Origin of the sequence: Pedobacter quisquiliarum (genome assembly GCF_014642175.1) — a bacterium.
In the GTDB taxonomy this organism is placed as follows: domain Bacteria; phylum Bacteroidota; class Bacteroidia; order Sphingobacteriales; family Sphingobacteriaceae; genus Pedobacter; species Pedobacter quisquiliarum.
Map to the genome: position 1 here is coordinate 357,180 of NZ_BMIL01000001.1, position 21,802 is coordinate 378,981.

General features: G+C 46.7%; 23 protein-coding genes. 11 read left to right on the top strand and 12 right to left on the bottom strand.

Annotated elements, in window-relative coordinates:
• The first annotated feature begins 6 nt into the window (after window positions 1-6).
• Window positions 7-300 carry a hypothetical protein gene (locus tag IEW69_RS01615; protein WP_188625071.1) on the top strand — a complete coding sequence of 98 codons (294 nt, stop codon included), beginning with the start codon at window positions 7-9 and terminating at the stop codon, window positions 298-300.
• A gap of 64 nt (window positions 301-364) precedes the next feature.
• Here IEW69_RS01615 and IEW69_RS01620 read toward each other — a convergent pair whose 3' ends face one another.
• Window positions 365-856, bottom strand: coding sequence for a DinB family protein (locus IEW69_RS01620; RefSeq protein ID WP_188625072.1), 492 nt, complete (start codon window positions 854-856; stop codon window positions 365-367).
• Window positions 857-909: 53 nt separating this feature from the next.
• Entirely contained in the window at window positions 910-1,869 is a 960-nt protein-coding gene (locus tag IEW69_RS01625; RefSeq protein ID WP_188625073.1) for a helix-turn-helix transcriptional regulator, read from the bottom strand.
• 68 nt (window positions 1,870-1,937) lie between these two features.
• Here IEW69_RS01625 and IEW69_RS01630 point away from each other — a divergent pair, with 68 nt between their 5' ends.
• The 4 genes from IEW69_RS01630 to IEW69_RS01645 are packed head-to-tail and all read left to right on the top strand — an operon-like array spanning window position 1,938 to window position 5,997.
• A complete protein-coding gene (locus IEW69_RS01630; RefSeq protein WP_188625074.1) occupies window positions 1,938-2,639 on the top strand; it encodes an ABC transporter ATP-binding protein in 702 nt (233 codons plus the stop codon).
• Complete coding sequence (locus IEW69_RS01635; RefSeq protein ID WP_188625075.1) at window positions 2,620-3,570, top strand: HlyD family secretion protein; 951 nt, start codon at window positions 2,620-2,622, stop codon at window positions 3,568-3,570. The genes IEW69_RS01630 and IEW69_RS01635 overlap by 20 nt, the downstream gene beginning before the upstream one ends.
• Before the next feature lie 2 nt (window positions 3,571-3,572).
• The gene (locus tag IEW69_RS01640) at window positions 3,573-4,706 is read left to right on the top strand and encodes an ABC transporter permease (RefSeq protein WP_188625076.1); all 1,134 of its coding nucleotides are present in this window, start codon (window positions 3,573-3,575) and stop codon (window positions 4,704-4,706) included.
• Window position 4,707: 1 nt separating this feature from the next.
• Window positions 4,708-5,997, top strand: coding sequence for a TolC family protein (locus IEW69_RS01645; protein WP_188625077.1), 1,290 nt, complete (start codon window positions 4,708-4,710; stop codon window positions 5,995-5,997).
• Between the two features lie 47 nt (window positions 5,998-6,044).
• Here the strand turns inward: IEW69_RS01645 and IEW69_RS01650 are convergent, their stop codons facing one another.
• The 3 genes from IEW69_RS01650 to IEW69_RS01660 form a co-directional block, all read right to left on the bottom strand.
• Complete coding sequence (locus IEW69_RS01650; RefSeq protein WP_188625078.1) at window positions 6,045-6,965, bottom strand: TIM barrel protein; 921 nt, start codon at window positions 6,963-6,965, stop codon at window positions 6,045-6,047.
• A 135-nt stretch (window positions 6,966-7,100) separates the two neighbouring features.
• Window positions 7,101-7,799, bottom strand: a complete 699-nt coding sequence (locus tag IEW69_RS01655; RefSeq protein ID WP_188625079.1) for a zinc metallopeptidase — start codon at window positions 7,797-7,799, stop codon at window positions 7,101-7,103.
• Between the two features lie 132 nt (window positions 7,800-7,931).
• Window positions 7,932-8,405 (bottom strand): glycosyl-4,4'-diaponeurosporenoate acyltransferase CrtO family protein, encoded by a 474-nt coding sequence (locus tag IEW69_RS01660; RefSeq protein ID WP_188625080.1) that lies wholly within the window; start codon window positions 8,403-8,405, stop codon window positions 7,932-7,934.
• Window positions 8,406-8,481: 76 nt separating this feature from the next.
• Between IEW69_RS01660 and IEW69_RS01665 the strand changes: the two genes are divergently transcribed.
• The gene (locus tag IEW69_RS01665) at window positions 8,482-9,615 is read left to right on the top strand and encodes a Gfo/Idh/MocA family protein (RefSeq protein ID WP_229663478.1); all 1,134 of its coding nucleotides are present in this window, start codon (window positions 8,482-8,484) and stop codon (window positions 9,613-9,615) included.
• Between the two features lie 25 nt (window positions 9,616-9,640).
• On the opposite strand, the gene IEW69_RS01670 is transcribed toward IEW69_RS01665, so the two are convergent.
• Entirely contained in the window at window positions 9,641-9,868 is a 228-nt protein-coding gene (locus tag IEW69_RS01670) for a hypothetical protein (RefSeq protein WP_188625081.1), read from the bottom strand.
• Window positions 9,869-10,266: 398 nt separating this feature from the next.
• On the opposite strand from IEW69_RS01670, the gene IEW69_RS01675 reads away from it, so the two are divergent.
• From IEW69_RS01675 to selD, 5 genes are all read left to right on the top strand, one after another.
• Window positions 10,267-11,217, top strand: coding sequence for a CvpA family protein (locus IEW69_RS01675; protein ID WP_188625082.1), 951 nt, complete (start codon window positions 10,267-10,269; stop codon window positions 11,215-11,217).
• A gap of 184 nt (window positions 11,218-11,401) precedes the next feature.
• Window positions 11,402-13,141 carry a GMC family oxidoreductase gene (locus tag IEW69_RS01680; RefSeq protein ID WP_188625083.1) on the top strand — a complete coding sequence of 580 codons (1,740 nt, stop codon included), beginning with the start codon at window positions 11,402-11,404 and terminating at the stop codon, window positions 13,139-13,141.
• A 35-nt stretch (window positions 13,142-13,176) separates the two neighbouring features.
• A complete protein-coding gene (locus IEW69_RS01685; RefSeq protein ID WP_188625084.1) occupies window positions 13,177-13,803 on the top strand; it encodes a gluconate 2-dehydrogenase subunit 3 family protein in 627 nt (208 codons plus the stop codon).
• 25 nt (window positions 13,804-13,828) lie between these two features.
• Entirely contained in the window at window positions 13,829-14,851 is a 1,023-nt protein-coding gene (gene mnmH / locus IEW69_RS01690; protein WP_188625085.1) for a tRNA 2-selenouridine(34) synthase MnmH, read from the top strand.
• A gap of 17 nt (window positions 14,852-14,868) precedes the next feature.
• Window positions 14,869-15,909, top strand: a complete 1,041-nt coding sequence (gene selD, locus IEW69_RS01695; RefSeq protein WP_188625086.1) for a selenide, water dikinase SelD — start codon at window positions 14,869-14,871, stop codon at window positions 15,907-15,909.
• Window positions 15,910-15,915: 6 nt separating this feature from the next.
• Here the strand turns inward: selD and IEW69_RS01700 are convergent, their stop codons facing one another.
• From IEW69_RS01700 to pncB, 6 genes are all read right to left on the bottom strand, one after another.
• Window positions 15,916-18,150: a xanthine dehydrogenase family protein molybdopterin-binding subunit gene (locus IEW69_RS01700; protein WP_188625087.1), complete on the bottom strand. Its 2,235-nt coding sequence runs from the start codon at window positions 18,148-18,150 to the stop codon at window positions 15,916-15,918.
• 25 nt (window positions 18,151-18,175) lie between these two features.
• Complete coding sequence (locus IEW69_RS01705) at window positions 18,176-19,153, bottom strand: FAD binding domain-containing protein (RefSeq protein WP_188625088.1); 978 nt, start codon at window positions 19,151-19,153, stop codon at window positions 18,176-18,178.
• A complete protein-coding gene (locus tag IEW69_RS01710) occupies window positions 19,150-19,764 on the bottom strand; it encodes a (2Fe-2S)-binding protein (RefSeq protein ID WP_188625089.1) in 615 nt (204 codons plus the stop codon). The genes IEW69_RS01705 and IEW69_RS01710 overlap by 4 nt, the downstream gene beginning before the upstream one ends.
• A gap of 89 nt (window positions 19,765-19,853) precedes the next feature.
• Entirely contained in the window at window positions 19,854-20,366 is a 513-nt protein-coding gene (locus IEW69_RS01715) for an FRG domain-containing protein (protein ID WP_229663479.1), read from the bottom strand.
• A complete protein-coding gene (locus IEW69_RS01720; protein ID WP_188625091.1) occupies window positions 20,363-20,587 on the bottom strand; it encodes a hypothetical protein in 225 nt (74 codons plus the stop codon). Before IEW69_RS01720 ends, IEW69_RS01715 begins: the two co-directional genes overlap by 4 nt.
• 16 nt (window positions 20,588-20,603) lie before the next feature.
• Entirely contained in the window at window positions 20,604-21,788 is a 1,185-nt protein-coding gene (gene pncB / locus IEW69_RS01725; RefSeq protein ID WP_188625092.1) for a nicotinate phosphoribosyltransferase, read from the bottom strand.
• Between the last annotated feature and the right edge of the window lie 14 nt (window positions 21,789-21,802).

Below are 21,802 nucleotides of genomic sequence, written 5' to 3' on the forward strand. Positions count from 1 at the left end.
TGCGTTATGAAACGGATATTCATCTTATCATTGCTGGTCATGACCCTCTTTGGTGTTCATGCGCAGCAATCCACGACAAACCTTAAAATAACTGGAAAAGGAGCGGAAAAGCAAAAAGATAAAGCTTTTCTGAATGCTTATTTCCAGCAGACTTACGACGCCCTGGCGCGGAGTGTGAGTGGACTAAGTGCGGAACAGTTCACATCAGTGATACACCATTCGGTGCCACCGATGGCTACCATGGGTTCTTGTATATTGCAGGACACACGGCCCGGCATACAGGACAAATTGAAGCTTTGAAAGCAGATGCAGGCTTTCCGAAAAAGTAGTTTAAGCCTGCCATATTTTGGCAGGCTTAAAATGACTATTGCTCGTCTGCACTTGGGCCGTAAGTACCGGGGATTGGAATATCCAGCAATCGCAGGTAAACGCCCAGTTGCGCGCGGTGGTGAATAATCTGACTCAAGGACTGTCTTACGAGTGCTCTTTTGGTTAAGGTCATGTAAACGATCTCTCCGTTACGTAAAGTCCATTGTGGTTCAAGGTCTTCTTCCTTGCCGTTCATCAGGTGTTCTTTTGCACCTGCTAGTTGCTGCTCAAAGAAGTCAAGTAGCTCGGCATTGGTATTCCATTCCGGTAACTTGTAGGGCGTGGTTGCGAAGTCCAGTTCATCAGTAGCAAAGGCTAATGTGATCCAGCCTGCGAGTTCCGCGATGTGTCCGGCCAGCATTTTTATGGGCATGCTTTTCACATGTGGCTGCCATTCAAGTTTATCGTCCGGAATACGCTCCAGCATTTTACGGGTTACCACAGATTCCTGATCCAGCTCTTCTAAAAATTCTTTAATTGTCGACATATGCTTGTTTTTTTATTTGATACAAAGAAGCAGGTTCCACTGACAACCCTATGTCAGCAGCCTTGAAAACTATTTATTTTTTTCGAAGCGGCGACTAGCAACTCCTGCACGCGATCTGCCAATCGCGAGGGCGAAAGGATCTCTGCACAATCAGCCATCGTCATGTACCAGCGTGCAAAACCCTCTAGTGATAGGGTCATAAAGTCCATTACGACGCCATCCGGCATAATTTCCTCTCCGATGAATCCCTGGTAAAATTTCTGCTCACCCAAATGCCGATATGCATTATGGTCTACGCGAATCTGCACCGCCAGGAGTGATACGTCTTTGTAAAGATTTTTGACATAATTCAGAAAGGGTCCGTGAACATCATCAAAGCTTGTATCAAGCAGCTTTATATCGGAAATACGATCGAATCGGAAATCGCGAGTGGCATTTCTGCTGCGGCAGTAAGCAATTAGATGCCAGTAGTTATCAAGGTAGAATACGCCAATTGGCTCAACCTGCCGGCGTAGCTGTTCCTGCCTGTAGTAGCTGAAATAGTTAATCTCAAGCAGCAGTTTGTCTGCAATGCCTTTCAATATGGTTTGCATCAAATTGTCGTGGAGCGGGGCTGTAGGACGCTTGCTCTGCAGCACTTCAATCCGGGTGTCAATATTTTCAAGGTACGACTGTTCCGTGCTGCGCAACACGGCGCGAATCTTATCCATTGCGCTTTGATAACTCGCGCTGTTTGCGGCATCTGTAAATTTGGAGACAAGTTTTTCGGCGGTAAGGAAGGCTGTGGCTTCTTCCCGGCTGAACATCACGGGCGGAAGCCGGTAACCTGCAGCTAGGGCGTAGCCTAAACCTGCTTCACCGATCAGGGGGACGCCAGCCTCTTCCAGAGAGCGCATGTCGCGGTACACCGTCCGTAAGCTAATTTCGTACCGATCGGCAACATCCTGTGCCTTTAATACCTTCCGGGATTGTAACTGTACCAGTATTGCGACTAATCGATCTAAACGGTTCATAAACCAAATTTATCATTATAAAACTGCTAAATTGGCAACCTTGATTAGGAATTTTTGTTAAGCAGGTGATGCAGGAAACCGTTATCTCCTTAAAAGGGGTAAATAAAATATATAAAACTGGCGATACGACCATCACGGCGCTGGACAGTACGGATTTAGAGCTTAAAAAAGGGGAGTTGACCTTGATTATGGGGCCATCGGGTTCCGGCAAAACGACCTTGTTGTCCATTATCGGCTGTGTGATCTACCCAACTGCGGGCGAAGTCTTTTTCCTCGACAGGAAGGTTACAGACCTCAAGGAAAATGAACTTGCAGCGATCCGGTTGGGCCAAATTGGTTTTGTGTTCCAGCAGTTCAACCTGTTGGAGCCACTGAATGCACTCGAGAATGTGATGCAACCCATGGTACTTCAGCAATTGCCCAAAGCTGAAGCCCGCCAACGTGCGAAGGACGCACTGGAGAAAGTAGGCCTGCTTGACCGCATGTACAACTTACCGAAGAAACTCAGCGGTGGACAAAAGCAGCGCGTCGCCATAGCAAGAGCATTGGTGACCAATCCGCCAATTGTATTATGTGATGAGCCAACGGCATCATTAGACGCGCGCAGCGCCGCCGTGATTATGGAGGAGCTGAAAGCATTGGCAGAGGAAGGTAAGGCGGTCATCATTGTGACACACGATTTAAGACTTCGGAAATTTGCCGACAGAATCATTTATGTTGAGGAAGGCAAAGTATCTAATACCATATCGAATGAAGAAGAATATAAGTAATCTATTTTGCGCTACGACGATGTTGCTGCTCAGTGCTTGTGGGGGCGGCGATCAAGACAAGCCTGCTCCTGTGAAGCCAGAACAGGTCATTGCGGAAGCGAAAGAAGTAATAAGTGTGGGTAAGATCCTGCCAAAAGCAGGTATCATCAGCCTTTCTGCCACGGTGACGGGAAACATTGAACAACTTCATGTTAAAGCTGGAGATAGCCTGAAAAAAGGCGATCTGATTCTGGAGCTGCGCGCCAGGGAAGAACAGCTAGCGGCATCGGAAAGTCAGGCGCAAGTTGCAGCACAGGCCACCCGCAATACTGCGGATGCGTATGAAGTTCGACTTGCGGAGATAAAACTGGATGAGCTACAAGCAAAATACCAGACCAGCAGGGCACTTGCGGAAAAAGGTGCAGAAACCCAGGAAGTGTTGACCACCGATCTGGCGAATTACCAGCAGCAGCTACAAAAAGTTGCCCAGGCAAGACAAACGGTTAGTGCAAACCGGGAGTCGCTGAATGAGTTGAAGCAGCGGCAGCAACGTTCAACACTGAACCTGAAGGACAGGCAAATAAAAGCCCCTGCTGCGGGCATATTGCTGAATATGGACGTAAGACAAGGTCAGGTTTTGCAAGCCAATGCGGTATTTGCGGAGCTGGCTCCAGAAGGTGATGTGGTTGCTGAATGCGAGGTGGATGAACTTTATGCCGGCAAAGTTAAAGTCGGGCAGCGTGTTTTGATCTACCCGACGAGTAGCGCAACGCCAGTTGCAGAGGGGGAAATCAGCTTTGTCGGGGCTTCACTTCAGGATAAGTCTATTCTGTATGAGAAGATAGGTGAGGGGACAGACCGCAGGGTACGCCGGATGACGGTGACCATCAAGCGCTCCAAGCGACCTTTGCTCATCAATGATAAGGTAGAATGTAAGATTATTTTAAACTAATTATGATTCTGCTCGCCTGGAAATTTATAAAGTTTGACCGTTCCAAAAGCATTGGGATCGTGACGGCCATTGTGATCAGTATTTTCCTGATCGGACAGCAGCTTGGCCTGTTGGGTTTCCTCATGGGCTTGATGGGGAACCTGGTGAGTAATGCAAACCTGACGGACCGCGACATCTGGGTGATTGAAAATCAGACTGAGAATGTGAACGTACTTAACCGGATTGATCAGCGCTACGTGCAGGAAATACGTAGCATCAAAGGGGTAGAACAAACCTATCCAATTGTTATTGTGAGTTGTCAGGCTTCTTTTCTGGATGGCAAGACCGCAGGGGTGAATCTGATTGGCAGTGAAGCGCCTGTATTTATTACCGGGCCAACACAGGACCGCATCTTTGAGGGTAGGCTGGCCGACTTGGCTACACCGGAAGCAGTTTCTGCCGAGTTCTTCAATGCCTCCTCCTGGAAAACGGAACTGTTTTTAAATAAGCCGATAGAGCTAAACGGGAAAAGTGCACGTATTAAGCTCATTACCAAGAAAGCACAGGCCTTTGGTGGTGATTTCATGTATACGACGATTGAAAATGCGCGTTTCTATGGAAATCTGGATCCTTCAACGGTGAGTATTGTCTCTGTGAGACTTGCGCCGGGGGTTGACAAAATGGAAGTAATTGAGCGTATCAACAGTTTATATCCAAAACTACGGGCCTGGGATGTGGAAAAACTGAGGAACTCTACGGTGAAGGAAATTTTGATCTCCTCGAATATGGGTATGAGCTTTGGCACATTGGTCGTTTTTGCGATGATCAGTGGATTTTTTATTATTGGCTTAACGCTGTACTCTTCTGCATTGGACCGCATAAAGGATTATGGTACGCTGAAGGCCATTGGGGCTAAGAAGGGGTATGTGAACCGGCTGATCGTTACGCAAGCATTTTTGTACGCGGTGTTTGGATTTGTAATCGCCATGCTGCTACTGCTGGGCTTCCAGCAGGGCGTAAAGAACAGTGGCCTGTTTATCAACTTTAGTTTACCATTTGTTGCATTTCTTTTTGGCTTAACCTTGCTCATCTCCATTGGCGGTTCATTGTTTGCCGTGCGGAAAATATCCAGGTTGGAACCAGCATCAGTATTTTAATATGAATCGAATAATAGTTACCACAATCCTATGTTGCTTTAGTCTTGGCGCTTTTGCCCAAAACTTGTCTATAGATTCCTTGTGGGCAATGGCGGGCAACTACGAAAAGCTTAAACAGGCAAATACCAATCTTACACTTGCAGCGCTGAATATTAGGGCTGAAAAGCTCGGCAGATTGCCTTTGATCTACGGAGATGCGAACCTGCAGCGCAACCTGATTACCCCATCTACGCCTGTTCCGGCTATTGCTTTTAACCCAAATGCTGCCCCGGGAGAGATATTGCCACTGAAATTTGCGACAGACTGGTCCGCTAAAGCAGGTATCCAGTTCTCTATGGATGTTTTCAATCCGCAGAACAAGCTGTCCCTGAAAACAGCAGCGCTGGATAGCAAGGCTGCGCAACTGGATTATGCGCAGACCTTGCAGGACTGGAAGAAGCAAGCGACTTCCGCCTATGCGAAGGTGATCATATCCTCTAAACAGTATCTGGAGGCCATTGCCGATTCAACAAGATATGCGGCGATCGTGCAAATTACTGCAGATCGACAACGTGCAGGCCGTATGACTACCGTTGAGCTGAATAAAGCAAAACAGGAATTGCTGAATAAGCAAACACAGCTGCATGAGGCCTACCGCGTGCTCCAAGTTGCAAACATTGAACTCTCCAAGTTCGCGGACGTTAGTGGTTATACCCAATTATCAAGTTCTACGGGAGACATCATATCGAGGTTAAAAGGGGAGCATACGAATCTCCAGTTGGAATCTTTACGTCTGGAGCAACAGAAAGTGGAGCTGCAGCTCAGGTCTCTGAAAATTGAAGCCTTGCCAACGTTCACGTTAAATGCGTTCTATGGAAGTCAGTTTTATAGTAACAGTCTTACCTTATGGAACAATAACAATTGGTTTGGCAATAGCTATGTGAATATGGGGATCAGGCTACCGATTTCAGAAACGGTCGACCGGAGCTTGAAGCGTAAGCAGCTTGGCCTACAGAATCAACTGCTGTCTTCACAGTACCGGGAAGAGCAGTCCCTGGAAGCTGCGAATCGCCGGCAGCAGCAGTTAAATATTCAGCAGGCAGATAAAGTGCTTCAAAATGCAAAAGCGATTGAGCAACTCTCTGCGGAGAACGTTAACCTGGTGCAGGAACAATACAAAGCGGGGCGCATCTTGCTTTCAGAACTGAATGAGGCGCTTAGTGCGCATTTTAAAAACATGCAGAATGTGTGGCAGGCAGAGTATGATCAACTGATCACTGTGCTGGAGCTTTATGGCAATGAAAAAGCCTGATCCTTTTAAAAGGTATCAGGCTTTCAAGATTATAATTTGGCTAGCAATTAGGCGTATTGCTTTTGTATTTTGCGTAGTAGCTCTACGGTTTTCTTGATGCCCTCTTCTTCAGAAAGCTTCGTTCCTTCGTATTCTATACCGACAATGCCACTCCATTTACCATCTTTGATGATTTTAAACATACGGTCGAAATCAATGGTGTCTTCATTCCCATTTGCATCAAAGTTGAAGGCTTTGGCACTGATGCCTTTTGCATAAGGCAGGAGCTCTTCTACACCTTTGTATTTATCGTATTCCTGATCTTTGCTGATTCTGAAATTACCAAAGTCAGGTAGCGTTCCACAGTATGGATTGTTAACCTGTTTCATTACGGAAGCCAGCCAGCTACCGTCTGAAGAGTGGCCACCATGGTTTTCAACGATGATGTTGATTTTATGTGCTTTACCGTATTCTGCAAGGCGCCCCAGCCCGTCTACCACAGCGGTTTTTACTTCTTCTGCAGTACCACGACCAGCAGCATTTACGCGGATGCTTTTACAGCCCAGATACTTCGCAGCACTAACCCATTTATAGTGTTTTTCAATGGCTTCTTTTCTTGCTTTCTCATCTGAATCGCCCAGCATGCCCTCGCCATCAACCATGATCAGGTGGTTCTGAATACCTTCGTTTTTGGTAATGGTTAGCAATTCCTTTAAATAGGCCTGATCCGATTCCTTTTTGTCGAAGAACGGACTTACATATTCTACGATGTTGATGCCATAATCTTTTTTTGCTTTTAGCGGAAATTCCAGGTTTGTCATTTTCTTAGCAAACAGCGCTTTGTGGAAAGACCATTCCGCTAGAGAAATGTCGAAAAAAGCTTTTTTCTCTATTGAGAAAGCGTCAAAAGGTACAAGTGGAGCCAGGCCAGTAGCGGCTGAAAGCATCCCCAGATTTTTAAGGAAAGACCTTCTTGAATTTGTGTTCATGTGAATAGGTTTATTAGGTTAGCACTTAAAAATAGCTAAAAATATTCGATAGAAGCAAATGGATGGGTTTACAACAAAGAAAGCGGGCTTGAGGCCCGCTTTCTTTGTTGTAAAATATAGGTTAAGGGAGGGGGATTAATCCCGGTCTCTCGCATTCAGAAACAGCAATATGTAATATAGTAGTGTAGCAACAGAACTTATTGCAGCAACAAGATATGTTCTTGCAGCCCATTTTAAGGCGTCAGCCGCTTTGTCGTGTTCGGCAGGGGTTGTCATACCCTTGCGCTCCAGCCACGCTAAAGCACGATTACTGGCGTCATATTCTACCGGCAGGGTGATGAGTGTGAATAATGTTGTTAACGAAAAGAGTAAGATGCCGATCAGCAGGATCGTGGGGTTTGAACGACCAAACATCAGTCCTAATCCAGCTAAAATAATCCATTGGGAGAGTTGGGAACTGATGTTTACCAACGGTACGATTGCACTTCTGAATTTCAGCATGCTGTATGCTGTTGCATGTTGCACCGCGTGCCCACATTCGTGTGCGGCTACTGCTGCTGCGGATACACTGCGACCCGAATACACGTCCGGACTTAGATTCACTGTTTTGTTTTCCGGATTATAGTGATCTGTCAGTTCCCCCGGAGTAGACAGTACACGAACATCATAGATGCCATTGTCTTGAAGCATCTGCATTGCGATCTCGCGACCGCTTAGGCCGTTTCTTAAACCAATCTGGCTGTACTCTGTAAACTTACTTTTCAGTCTGTTGCTGACAATCATGCCCACCAGAAACATAACGCCTGCAATCAGGTAATATCCCATTAATCCCATAGCTATTTCAATTTTTTTTAATCAACCTTCCGACGGCAACTATCTTATGCCGTTTGAATGCTTAAATCAAAAATGGTGCAATGCGGTAGAAGATGCCAATATTTCAGCTAATTTGATGTTTGTATGGCAACTTTACATGTGTAAGCCCTGCTGCTTTAGGATTCTGGTAATCCGTATACGATTATACTGTTGCAGGAGTATCGGAAATACATTATACAGGATGTTGCCGAAAAAGATCAGGAAAGCAAGAAGATATTCCTCGAAATAACAGGCATATACGCTGCTCGCCTCAAAGAATATCAGGCAGCAGAAATGATAACGTTCAAACATTCGGATTTTGCTGAGGTAGCCCTTAACACCTTTGCTCGGCTCAAAATCTCCATCCTGCGCAAAACGCCTCACGAACTTGACACCGAGTCGCTTATACACACGAAGATCTTTACTGACTTTTAGTTTGCTGTATAGTTTTTCAGGCAGGAAAAACGCTATGCAACTGATCAGCAGTAAGGCATAGAATGGCCAGCCTAAACCATGTAAAGACCAGAAGTAATAAACCGGTAGAAAACCCAGAATGGTCCAGCCAATATTTAGGAAGTGATTCAGCATAACCCTTAGATTTAACATAAAATTAACCTATATTTTTGATTTTGAGACGCATTTCAGGAAAGTTTAACGACGCAGAATGCCTAAATTGCTCATCAAGAAAGATGATATGCGAGATTACAAAATAGGACCGGCATTCTGGGTCTGGTGTGTTTTACTAGTTTGCTTTATAGCAGATGCGAAAGGTCAGCAGTTGAAAGTTGTGGTTGCGGGGCTAAATCATGATCATGTTTATTCGATTATGAACAGCTACGAAAAAGGAGCGGTGCAGCTTTTAGGCATTGCAGAATCAGATCCTGCTTTAATCAAGCGGTTCAAAGCGCGGTATAAACTCCCGGATTCCATTTTTGAGCCGGACCTTAAAGTTCTATTATCGAAACGCAAGCCCGATGTTGTGCTTGCTTACAATGCCATAAGCGACCACCTCCAGGTTGTTGAAGCTGCGGCACCGCTGGGCATATCCGTCATGGTGGAGAAACCACTTGCAACAACGGTAAAGGATGCTAACCGCATGGCGCAGCTCGCCAGGCAACATAAAATCCATTTGCTTACCAATTATGAAACAACCTGGTACCCGAGCAATCAGGAGGCTTATACCAGAATTAAGACGAACAAGGAAATTGGTCGTGTGAGGAAGATGATTGTTCATGATGGACACCAGGGACCGAAGGAAATCAATGTGAGTGCGGCATTTTTAAGCTGGCTGACCGACCCAATTAAAAACGGTGGCGGAGCTATCGTCGACTTTGGCTGTTATGGTGCAAACCTCATGACCTGGTTGATGGATGGTAAGGCGCCTGTCGCAGTCAGGGCAGTGACCCGTCAGCTTAAGAAAGACATTTACCCGAATGTGGACGATGATGCAACCATACTGCTGGAGTATGCGGATGCCACAGGTATTGTTGAAGCTTCATGGAACTGGCCCTTTGCCATTAAAGACATGGAGGTCTTCGGCGAAAGCGGCTATATTCAAGCAGTAGATCCGCAAACCTTACGTACACGGGCAGGTGATGGCAATAGCTACAAACTGTCTACAGCAGCAGCACGGCCAGATGGTTTTGCGGATCATCTGAAGTATCTTGAAGCACTATTAAGTGGGAAGATCTCGCCGAAAAACGACTTGTCTTCCCTGGAGAATAACCTTATAGTGGTCAAAATTCTGGAAGCAGCGAAAGCATCCGCGAAAAGCGGCAAGCGCATTGTTCTTAAATAGAATGAGCAGCGAGGGGAGAACCCCCTCAGCTGTTTAGAAACTCGTAGTCAAAGATGTAGTCGTCTATATTGTCGCGATGTTCCCGATAGTCGGCGCTTTTATGATCAATCATTTTCTGATCATAATCTACAATACAAATGACCTCTTTACCTTCCTTCTTGAGGTGGTTGTCAGTGTCAATAATCTGGTTGTAACGTTGGGAGTCGATCGCTCCATATCCTTGTGCAGGATCAAAATAAACAAGTCTGAACATAGTCATAGGTTTTAGACAAAAAATATAGGTATCCCAAATTTAGTTTAACCATAATCAAAACTTTACAAGGAAAACCCCCAAATATTTGAAATAAATACCCTTCTTGTGTAAGGAATTTTTTGAATATTAAAATATTAATACCCAGAGCTTTATAGCTGTTGCTGATGGCGCAAAATAGCGTTGGTGCAGCAATGGCGCAAGCGCAGCGTGCTTTCAAATAAGTTGGAGGGGTTACCTGGTGTGAGGATTGATCAATGGAGGTATCCATCCTGGTTGAATTTGGGATTGAGATGATTGATTATTAGGGTTTAATATTTTTAAGGTAGTAAGTATTTCACGTATTTGCACATTTCGGGGAGATTTTTTCTCATTATTTCTTTGGTCTTCGATTTTATGCTATGAATTATATTGACGTTTTATTGGTTGTTGTTCTCGTGCTTCCGATCTATTCAGCTTGGGAAAGGGGTTTTCTATTTACGACGGCAGACCTTATCAGCTGGCTTGGGAGCTTAGTCTTAGCTTTCTATACCAACGCACAGGCAAGTCGCTTTATCGAACAGCTATTTCCAGGTGTCGTGATTTGGTCACGCCCTTTCGCTTTCATCTTCACAGCGATTGCTGTAAAGCTCCTGCTTGACTGGATTGTAGGGCACCTGTTCCGGTACATACCGCCACGCGTTCATGCAAGTTTGGTAAACAGGAGCCTTGGTCTGCTTCCGGGTTTAGTTAATGGTGCCTTATGTGCGGCTTTTGTGGCGACGCTGCTCTTGTTACTGCCTCTAAATAGTAAAGTACCCATGCAGGTGCGGGAAAGTCGCATTGCGAGACCATTGATAACTGAAATCGACTGGTTAGGAAAGCAACTCGCAGGTATATTTTCTGGAGGCAATGATTTCACCAAGCATCCCAGTCATGTAAATGCCGAAGAAACCATTAAGCTGCCGTTCAAAGTGAGTGATCCGGTACCCAATCCAACTTTGGAGCAGCAGATGCTGGTGCTGATCAATAAGGAGCGCAAACTCATGGGCTTGAAGCCCCTTGTTACTGATCCTGAAATGCGGCTGGTTGCACGTAAGCATGCTGCCGATATGTTTGCGCGGGGGTACTTTTCACATCGGAGCCCGGAAGGCAAGGATCCTTTCGACCGTATGGCTGCTGAGCAGGTGTCGTTTCTGACGGCAGGGGAAAATCTGGCCCTGGCGCAGTCCCTGGAAATTGCCCATGATGGTTTAATGAAATCACCCGGTCACCGTGCAAATATTCTAAATGGCGCTTTCGGACGAGTAGGCATTGGGATTCAGGATGGCGGCTTCTATGGCTTAATGATCACCCAGAATTTTAGAAACTAGGACGAATACTGCTAAACGGCCGCATCTGCTCTGATATTGAGCATGCTCATGCATAATATGGGCTCATATCCTGCGAAAACGTTTTAGTAAAAACGTATCAATGTTGTTGGAAAGACTTTGAGGTGTGAATATTATCCTTAAATTACAGGCAGAAACCATTATAAACCTTAATACCGAGTGTGAAATGAAAGATTTTCAAATTAAGAAGTCAGACACTGAGTACGACGCGATTGTTATCGGATCAGGTGCTGGCGGAGGTATGGCAGCTTACGTGCTGGCCCATGCCGGACAAAAAGTTTTGATGCTGGAGGCAGGAGATCATTTTGATCCCAGGACCGACGCGCAACAACTGAAATGGCCATGGGAGTCGCCTCGCCGTGGTGCAAGTACAACAAGACCATTCGGTGATTTTGATGCTTCCTATGGCGGATGGGTACTGGATGGAGAACCTTACACCCAAAAGGACAACTCGGAATTTGCATGGTTTAGATCCAGAATGCTTGGTGGGCGTACGAACCACTGGGGTAGGATCTCATTGCGTATGGGTCCGGAAGATTTCAAGCCTAAAGACGGCCTGACTGATAGCTGGCCGATTACCTATGATGATTTAAAGCCTTTTTATGATAAAGTAGATCGTTTAATTGGTGTTTATGGCACGGTTGAAGGGATCGAAAATGAACCGGATGGCATCTTTCTTCCGCCACCAAAACCAAGACTTCATGAGTTATTCATACGTAAAGGTGCGAAGAAGGCGGGAGTTACGGTTATTCCAGGTCGTGGGTCGGTATTAACAGAAGCGCTTCCGGGCAACAAAGAACGTGGTTCATGTTTCTTCTGTGGCCAATGTGGCAGGGCTTGTAAGGTTTATGCGGATTTCTCTGCTTCTTCATGTCTGGTTATTCCTGCCGTAAAAACAGGCAATTTGACGGTTATCACGAATGCCATGGTACGCGAAGTGCTAACAGATAAAGCTGGTCTGGCAACAGGCGTATCCTATGTGAATACACGTGATCTTCAGGAACATCAGGTACGCGGTAAAGTCGTGATCCTGGGTGCAAGTGCCTGTGAATCTGCAAGGCTATTGATGAACTCAAAATCTGCAGCACACCCGGATGGGATTGCGAACAGTTCTGGTGTTGTTGGTAAATACCTTCATGATTCTACCGGTGCAAGTTTAAGTGGTTTCCTTCCGCAATTGATGGATCGTAAACGCTATAATGAAGATGGTGTGGGCAGTGTGCACATCTATTCACCATGGTGGTTAAACAATAAAAATCTGGATTTCCCTAGAGGTTACCATATTGAGTATGGTGGCGGTATGCACATGCCTTCTTACGGTTTTGGTGGTGGCATGCAGGGCATGAATGGTCTGGTGCCCGGCCGTGATGGTCAAATGAAAGAAGCAGGAGGCTATGGTGCATCATTGAAAGATGATTACAGAAGGTTTTATGGAACCGGTGTAGGTATGGCTGGTCGCGGAACGGCGATTGCCCGTGAAAGCAACTACTGTGAAATAGACCCGAAAACAGTTGATAAATTCGGTATTCCGGTGCTACGTTTCCACTACAAATGGGCTCCTGAAGAAGTTAAGCAAGCGAAACACATGCAGGAGACCTTCAAAGAAATTATGCATGGTATGGGCGCCGTGATTACTTCAAAGTTACCTGGCGCGGATACAAACTACGGATTGGAAGCACCAGGTAAGATTATCCATGAAGTTGGAACGGTTAGAATGGGAGATGATCCGAAGACGTCTGCATTGAACAAGTACTGCCAGGCGCATGACTGCAAGAATCTATTTGTGGTAGATGCTGCACCTTTTGTTCAGCAGGGTGATAAAAATGCAACCTGGACCATTCTTGCGCTTTCGATGCGTACCGCAGAATATATTCTTGCACAGAAGAAAAAATTAAACGTAGGATAGGTAATTTACATTAATGCTGATTTAATCATTAGATCATGAATAGACGTGATTCACTCAAGGCCTTAGGCCTTACCGCAATAAGCACTACCGTTTTACTGGAGGCCTGTAAGTCTGGCGAGGACAAAGTACCAGCGCCAGGTACGGACAGTACCAAACAGGCCGGGAGACAAGATTTTGAAGTAGAGCGCGACAAGCGCCTTCACGAAGAAAAGTTTTTCAATGATCATGAGTTGGCTACAATAGGTATTCTGGCAGACATCATCATTCCTAAGGATGATAAATCTGGTTCTGCCACTGACGCGAAAGTACCCGACTTTATTGAGTTCATTGTGAAAGATATACCTAGTTACCAGACACCAATGCGTGGTGGCTTACGGTGGTTAGACCTGCAATCGCTACAACGTTTTGAAAAGTCCTTTGCAGATGCAAGTCCGGAACAGCGCCTTAACATCGTTGATGATATTGCTTACCCGAATAAGCTGAAACCAGGTATGTTACAAGGGGCTGGTTTTTTCAACCTTATGCGTGATCTGACCGCTTCAGGCTTCTTCACCAGCGAGATGGGCGTAAAGGATCTCGGGTATGCGGGTAATAAGCCAAACCGTTGGGAAGGCGTACCTGCCGATGTGCTTAAACAATACGGCTTGGAAGGCGCGGTTTAGATGCTATATTTGAGAAAAATTCTCAATGACACAAGCCATCAGTATAGAAGCATATTTCGATCTGAATATTCCGCTGATTGATGTGCGTACACCATTAGAATATGCGCAGGGACATGTGCCCGGCGCATATAATCTCCCTATTTTCAGCAACGAAGAACGTGTGCAGGTGGGTACGACCTACAAGCAGCAAAGTCGCGAGGCGGCCATCTTACTCGGCTTTGATCTGGCCGGTCCGAAATGGTCGGGCTTTATCAAAGAAGCACTGGTATTGGCACCTGAGAAGCGGATTGTGGTACATTGCTGGCGGGGCGGCATGCGTAGCGGCGCTATGGCATGGGCGCTTGGTCTCTATGGCTTTGAAGTTTATACCATAGCAGGTGGTTACAAGAGCTATCGCCGATGGGCGTTGGCTCAGTTTGAAAAGCCCTGGAAGCTAAACGTACTCGGCGGCCTGACTGGATCCGGGAAGACCAAAATCCTTTATGCTTTGCAGAACATGGATGAACAGATCATTGATCTGGAAGATCTTGCACAACATCAGGGCTCCGCATTCGGCACCATGAATAAACTCAAACAGCCCACACAAGAGCAGTTTGAAAACAACTTCGCCTGGGCGCTGCAAAAACAAGAACCGGCACATACGATCTGGGTAGAGGATGAAAGTCTTACGATCGGCAGGCGTGTAATTCCCAATGCGTTCTGGAAGAATATGCGTAATACAAACTTGATTAAACTGCAGGTTTCAGACGAAGTTCGTGTTTCCACCCTGGTGGAAGAATATGGGAAGTTGGACCCTGAATTTTTAATAGATTGTACTACACGTGTTCGAAAGCGTCTTGGTCCTCAACAGACTGACCATGCGATTGCTGCAATAAATGAAGGCAGGATGGCAGATTTCATCCGCCTGCTGCTTGTCTATTATGATAAAACCTACCAAAGAGGTGTTCAAAAAAGAAGTCCGGAGAAAATCTTCCCGGTAGCATGTCAAGGCAGCATCGCCTCCATGGCGCAACATTTAAAAACCTTCGCCGGCACGCTTCCGGTATAAAATCATTATAATTTACAATGGAAACATCTACAATAAAACTTACCCAGTATTCCCATGGCGCAGGTTGTGGCTGTAAAATCAGTCCCGCAATATTGGATAAGATCTTACACAGTCCTATCGCTGCGCCAGCGGATGCCCGTCTGCTTGTTGGTAACGATAAGCGGGATGATGCAGCAGTGCTTGACCTGGGGAACGGTACTGCGTTGATCTCAACCACCGACTTCTTTATGCCCATTGTAGATGACCCGTTCGACTTCGGCCGGATTGCATCTGCGAACGCCATCAGTGACGTTTATGCAATGGGCGGTAAGCCAGTGCTGGCTATTGCGATTTTAGGCTGGCCGATCGACAAGCTTCCACCGGAGGTGGCGCAAAAAGTTTTGGAAGGCGCGCGGTCAATCTGTGCAGAAGCTGGGATAACCTTAGCAGGTGGGCACAGCATCGACTGTCCTGAGCCGGTGTTCGGATTGGCCGTAAATGGCATGGTAAACATTGCTGAACTCAAGCAAAACTCAACGGCAACTGCGGGTTGCAAGCTTTACCTGACCAAAGCGTTAGGTGTTGGTATTTTATCTACGGCGCAAAAAAGAGGTATCCTAAAACCGGAAGATGCTGCTATTGCACTAAAGAGTATGGTAACACTTAATAAGCCCGGGGCGCGCTTTGCAACCATTGAAGGTGTAAAGGCAATGACGGATGTAACAGGTTTCGGATTACTCGGGCATTTATCGGAAATGTGCGAAGGTAGCGGGCTTACTGCAGAAATCGACTTTGAAAAGGTTCCGGTGATTGCATCATTGGGTGATTACCTGGCACAAAGCTGTTTCCCAGGAGGGACGCAGCGCAACTGGAATAGCTATGGACACAAGATTGGTGAAATAACAGATGCGCAACGCTATGTACTGGCAGATCCACAAACAAGTGGTGGTTTGCTGGTTGCGGTTACGGAAGAAGCATCTGCTGCTTTTGAGCAGCTGTTGGAGGAACTAAATTTACCTTCAGTGTCTTTCGGTAGACTGAAAGCCGCTGAAGGTAAGGATTTGATACAGGTTATTTAACCTGTATCAAATCAATTTATCTGGTGTAATTGGTAGCTGTCTGATTCGTTTACCTGTTGCATTAAAGATTGCATTTGCAATGGCGGGTGCAACACCAATGATGGCGATTTCGCCAATACCCTTTGTGCCCATTGGGTCTACAATGTAGTCGGGTTTGTCTACGAATCTCACTTCAATATGTGGAACATCAGCATGCACAGGCACGTGGTAATCCGCGAGATCTTTCGTCATGTATCTTCCGAAGCGATGATCCATTACCGCATCTTCTGTTAGCGCCATACCAATACCGCCCGTAACGCCACCAATCATCTGATTGCCTGCCGTTTTCATGTTTATGATCTTTCCTGCGTCTGCACAGGTTACCGCTTTTGTTACCTGAATTCTGCCGGTGATGGAATGTACACGCACTTCGACGAAGTGTACAGAGTAGGAGTATTTGGAATACTTGGCTGCTTCAGGTCCGGGTTTAGCCTCTTCAATCAGGTCCAGATCTGCGGAGCCGCTTTTTTTCATGAGGTCTCCTATGGTTGTTTTCGCACTTCCACCTTTAAGTTGAAGTCCACCATTGCTGAAGGTCACCTGCTCCAGTGTTGCAGACTTAAATTCCGGCATGTTTTGGTTGGCCATCTCCAGCAACTTCTGCTTTAATACGTCGCACACGGCGAGCACGGCGGAGCCAACACTGTTGACCGTTGAAGAGCCACCCTGATTACCTGCCACCGGGAACTCTGAGTTGCCGAGTTGAAAGGTAATCTGATCCGCAGGGATGCCAATAGCATCAGTTGCGATGCCGACCATTGCCGTACCTGTACCGGGACCGATATCTGTCACCGCACTCTGCAGGAGTAAGGAGCCATTTGCGAAAAGCTTGGCCCTAACCTTCGCGCTTCTGCGATTTGCACCGAAGGTGCCGACCGCCATACCATAACCAATCTTCCATGGGCCGTCGCTCAGTGTGCCAGCTTTTAAAGGCCGCTTATTCCAGCCGATGGCTTCAGCACCCAGTTTAAAACATTCCTTCAGGTATTTTGTAGACCATGGCATGTTGCGTTCGGGGTCCTGATCGGTATGGTTAATAATTCTGAGTTCGAGCGGGTCAATGTTGAGCTCGTAAGCAATTTCGTCCAGCGCACTTTCCAGCGCAAAGGCACCAGTTGCTTCACCAGGTCCGCGCATCCAGATTGGGGTACTCACGTCCATTGGCAAAATCCGGTAGCGCGTACTTACATTCGGAGCCGTGTACATCATTCTTGTTTGTTGCAAAACGCTTTCCGTGAACTCCTCGTAGCTTGAGGTTTGTCCGATGGAAAAGTGGCTGATGCCCACCAGCTTTCCGTCTCTGTTTGCGCCAATTCCGATCCTTTGGAAGGTTCCTGGACGGTAGCCAACCATGAAGAACATTTGCTCACGGGTAAGCATCAGCTTCACCGGCTTCTTGATCATTTTTGCTGCAATGATGGCTGCAGTTTCATGTGGCCAGTTGTGAAGGGCATTTCCAAATGCACCACCAACAAAGGGCGCGATCACTTTCACGTTTTCAGGGGGTAACTTCCATTCTTTAGCAAAGTTCTGTTGCGTCGGCTGGGTACCCTGAACTTTATCATAAAGGGTGAGTTTATCATCTGTTTCCCAATGTGCCACAATGGCTTGTAGTTCCATTGGGTTGTGCATTTCGGCTGGATGTTCATATTCCATCTCCAGCTTCACAGGGGCTGTTTTGTAGCCGTCTACAACGCCACGGTCGTAATCCGCCAGGGGCGATTTTGGATTCTTCTTCGCCGAAGCAGGCAATACGCCCTTATCTAAGTTCTTGTTCAGGTCTGTTAAATGTTCTTCAACGATGTATTGTGCTTTTACCAGATGAGCCGCATAGGTAGCCCGCTCAAAGGTATCTGCAACGACCATTGCTATGGGTTGTCCATTGAAGTAAACTTTATTGTCATAGAAGACACGGTGCGGCTGACCGCCAGTGGCCGGTTCAGTGGGATGCTCATTGTCTGCTGCATAGCCTGGCGGACGGATGGCATTTAGATAGGAGATGACGGCAATGACCCCTGGTGCGTTTGATGCAGCTTTGGTGTCAAGGGATTTTATTCTGCCTTTCGCAATGCTGCTGGTTACCAACACTGCATATCTGCAATCTGGCAGTACATATTCTGCAGCGTATTTTGCTGCGCCAGTAACTTTCATTTTGCCATCCACCCGTTGAAGGGGTTCATCCGCTTTAAAAAAAGTATTCATAAGATCTGTAATGTTAGATGAATGGTTAAATGCGGGAAGCAATTTTCAAAGCTTCAACAATTGTATTGGGTGCAAGCTTGAGCTTGAAATCATTATGTCCATAGCCTTTCGCGCCTTGCATCGCAATGTCTGCAGCTTGCTGGAAAGCTTCGATAGAAACCTGTTTGCCTTGTAAACTCTGCTCTGCCGCTGTAAGTCGCCATGGTTTATGCGCCACGCCACCCATCGCAAGCCTTGCCACTTTGATGGTTTTACCGTCTAAGTTTAACCCTGCCGCTACAGACACCAATGCGAAAGCATATGAATTCCGGTCGCGTACTTTCAGGTAATGATTATGGGTGAGAGTAGAGGCGGGGATCGTTACTGCAGTAATAAGCTCGTTTTTATCAAGGATGGTATCTTTCTCAGGCTGATCTCCTGGCAGGCGATGGAAGTCCTGCATTTTGATGATCCGATCTCCCTTAGGACCAGACACCTGAACCGACGCATCCAGCGCAATGAGTGCGACGTTCATGTCACTTGGATTCACTGCTATGCAATGCGGTGTAGCACCAAAGATGGCATGCATACGGTTGAAACCATTCAGCGCACTACAGCCCGTACCAGGTTCACGCTTATTGCATGGTGTTGTGGTATCATAGAAGTAAGGGCATCGGGTACGCTGCATGAGATTTCCACCTACAGTTGCCATGTTACGGAGTTGTGCAGACGCACCAGCATTCAAGGCTTCTGCTAAGAGCGGAAATTTCTTAACGATGGTCGCATGTTCCGCTACGGTGCTGTTCAGCGCCAATGCACCGATATGTAAACCTTTATTTTCTTCTTTTATATCTCGGAGTGGCAGTTTATTGATGTCTACCAAGCGTTCTGGTGTCATCACGTGCCGTTTCATAAGGTCGAGCAGGTTTGTTCCACCTGCAACAAACTTGGCCTTAGGCTCCTGTGTAATCGCTGAGATTGCGGCTTTCTGACTTACCGATCTGATGTATTGAAACTGCTTCATATGTTCTTGCCTCCTTTCTTTACTTCCTGTATGGCGGCAACGATATTGGGGTAGGCACCACATCTGCAGATGTTACCGCTCATAAACTCCCTGATTTCTCCTTCATTATCAGCGTGGCCCTCGCGGATGCATGCTACAGCGGACATAATCTGTCCTGGTGTACAGTACCCGCACTGGAAACCATCATGTTTGATAAAAGCAGCCTGCATGGGGTGAAGTTCGGATCCATTGGCTAAGCCCTCGATGGTCGTCACTTTCTTGCCGTCGTTCATCACGGCTAGTGTGAGGCATGAGTTTACCCGCTGACCGTCGACGTGAACGGTGCAGGCGCCACATTGTCCATAGTCGCAGCCTTTTTTTGTACCGGTTAAATGCAGACGTTCTCTGAGCAGATCGAGCAGTGTGATCCGGGGATCGATCTTCATGGTATGTTTGGTGCCATTTATTTCTATGCTGCAGGGTACATTTTCGATCGCCTGTGCAATGCGTTCATCGAGTTGATTATCAGCAGCCTTGATTGCTGCTGTGGGCGTAAGTGCAACCGCAGTGATAAGGCTGGATTTCTTGAGGAAATCCCGGCGTGGGTTAGGGGTAGCGTTTTCCTTTTCCATAGTTGGTGTTATCTGTTTGATTTACACCTTAAGCTGGCTAAATGTTTTGTGATCACGTAACAAATACACCTTTAAAACCTAGTTTGGAACTATTCAAAATAACGCCACTGCAGGTAGTTGCATAATCCTTCAAGTTCCGGGAAGATGGTAAAGGCATTTACACCTAAGGTATCGAGGTCTGTCCGGATCTCCCGTACCACTTTGGCTGGGAACTTCACTTTTATAAGTTTCTGCGCGAAAGAGTCGATCTCATTCATAAATCGCATCTCCGACAGCTCTGCAGAAGAATGGATGCTGAAGACCCCCGACTGGTTGTTGATGCGCTGTTTGATGATGCGGGGCCTGAAAATCTTGGTCTCCTTAACCTTAAACGGAGCGACTTCGGCAATGTTGAGGCTAAAGTCGTCTGCTTCTGCCATCAGGATCCACACTACGGCGTAAGCGGCATCTTGTTCCTCTATTTTAGCATAATTATCTGCGGTGGCGAACCATAATGCCGTGAGTGCGTTGTTGGACCAGTCAAGCAGGCGTGTCGGCCGGCCAAAGTGCTGCCCCAAGGTTAGAAAATCCCAGTCATCCATTGGGCGGTGTTGCTCAATCAATAGCGGGTTTGTACGTTTAAATTCTTCCAGCAGCAGCTTCTCCGTTTCAAAAGATCCCCTTTGGCTTTCAAACGACAAATCTTTGGGATTAGCGGATAGTCTATGGTTTGTCCACGGAATAGGAAGTCTACCGCATGGGTCTGTTTACTAAAACTCACCTTGCTTTGCTTAATCAGGTTCAGATAGGCTTCGATGCTGGTCACTTCAACTTCTTTTAACATGATTCAGGTACAAAGGTTAATGAATGTTTAACAATGTTTTTGCAAGGTTTATCACCTCCATGCTGCCCGTGTATTTGCCCTGCTCGTCAGATAGCTTTACGACTTCTGTCCAGGCGCCGTCTTTTGGCAGTGCAGCGGTCATCTTTATGACGATGTTCATTGGCGTGAGGCCTACATCATTGGTCAGGCTGGTGCCAATTCCGAAAGACATCCCAACCTTATCCCTACAATATTCAGCGATGCTCGCGACCTTGTCGTAGTTCAGCGAATCGGAGAAGATGATCGTTTTACTTTTCGGATCAATGCCCAACTTTTGATAATGGGCGATGACTTTATCCGCGAACAGGATTGGGTCGCCACTGTCGTGCCGCACGCCATCGAAGAGCTTTGAGAACATCTTATCGAACTGGCTGAAGAAAACTTCCGTGGTGTAGGTGTCAGACAAGGCAATGCCGAGATCACCCCGGTACACATCAACCCAATGTTCCAGGCCCATCGCATTCGCCATTTTAAATCCATATCGTGCGGCATGGAACATGAACCACTCATGTGCATGGGTGCCGATCGGTTTCGTCTTGTGCAACATGGCCATATGTACATTGCTGGTGCCGATAAAGGAACCCTGGCCGTAATCTGACAAGGCCTGAAGTACCAGACGATGTACCGCATAGGAGTGACGTCTGCGTGTTCCGAAATCTGCAACGGTCACGCCCAGGGCCTTATAGTTTTCGATTTTATCCCGTGTACGCTCAATAACCTCCTCATTGGGTACGCGCGTGAGGCCGGTAAGTCTGTAGTATAATTCGCAAACCATGGACATCAGTGGAACTTCCCACAAGATCGTGCGGTACCAGTGCCCTTCGATGTGTAGCTCGAGGCTGCCCTCATGCTGTACGATGGTTACCTCCTCCGGATTGTAGCGATAGCCCTCAAGAAAATCGAGGTACACGGCATTGAGGTAGGGGCAGGTAATTTTTAGAAACTGCTTTTCCTCCCGGCTGAGCTTTAGATGCGCCATCTCGTTAACGGCTTCACGGAGCACTTTTGCAAAACCTTCCGGGAACACATGGTTCCCACGATTGATGAACTTGTATTTCGCCTTAGCATCGGGAAATAGGCGTATGACACCCTGTTGCATGGTGAATTTATAAAAGTCGTTATCGAGGATGGAGGTAAAGGAGAAGTCCTGTTTCAGTTGCATGGCCGAAGGTATTG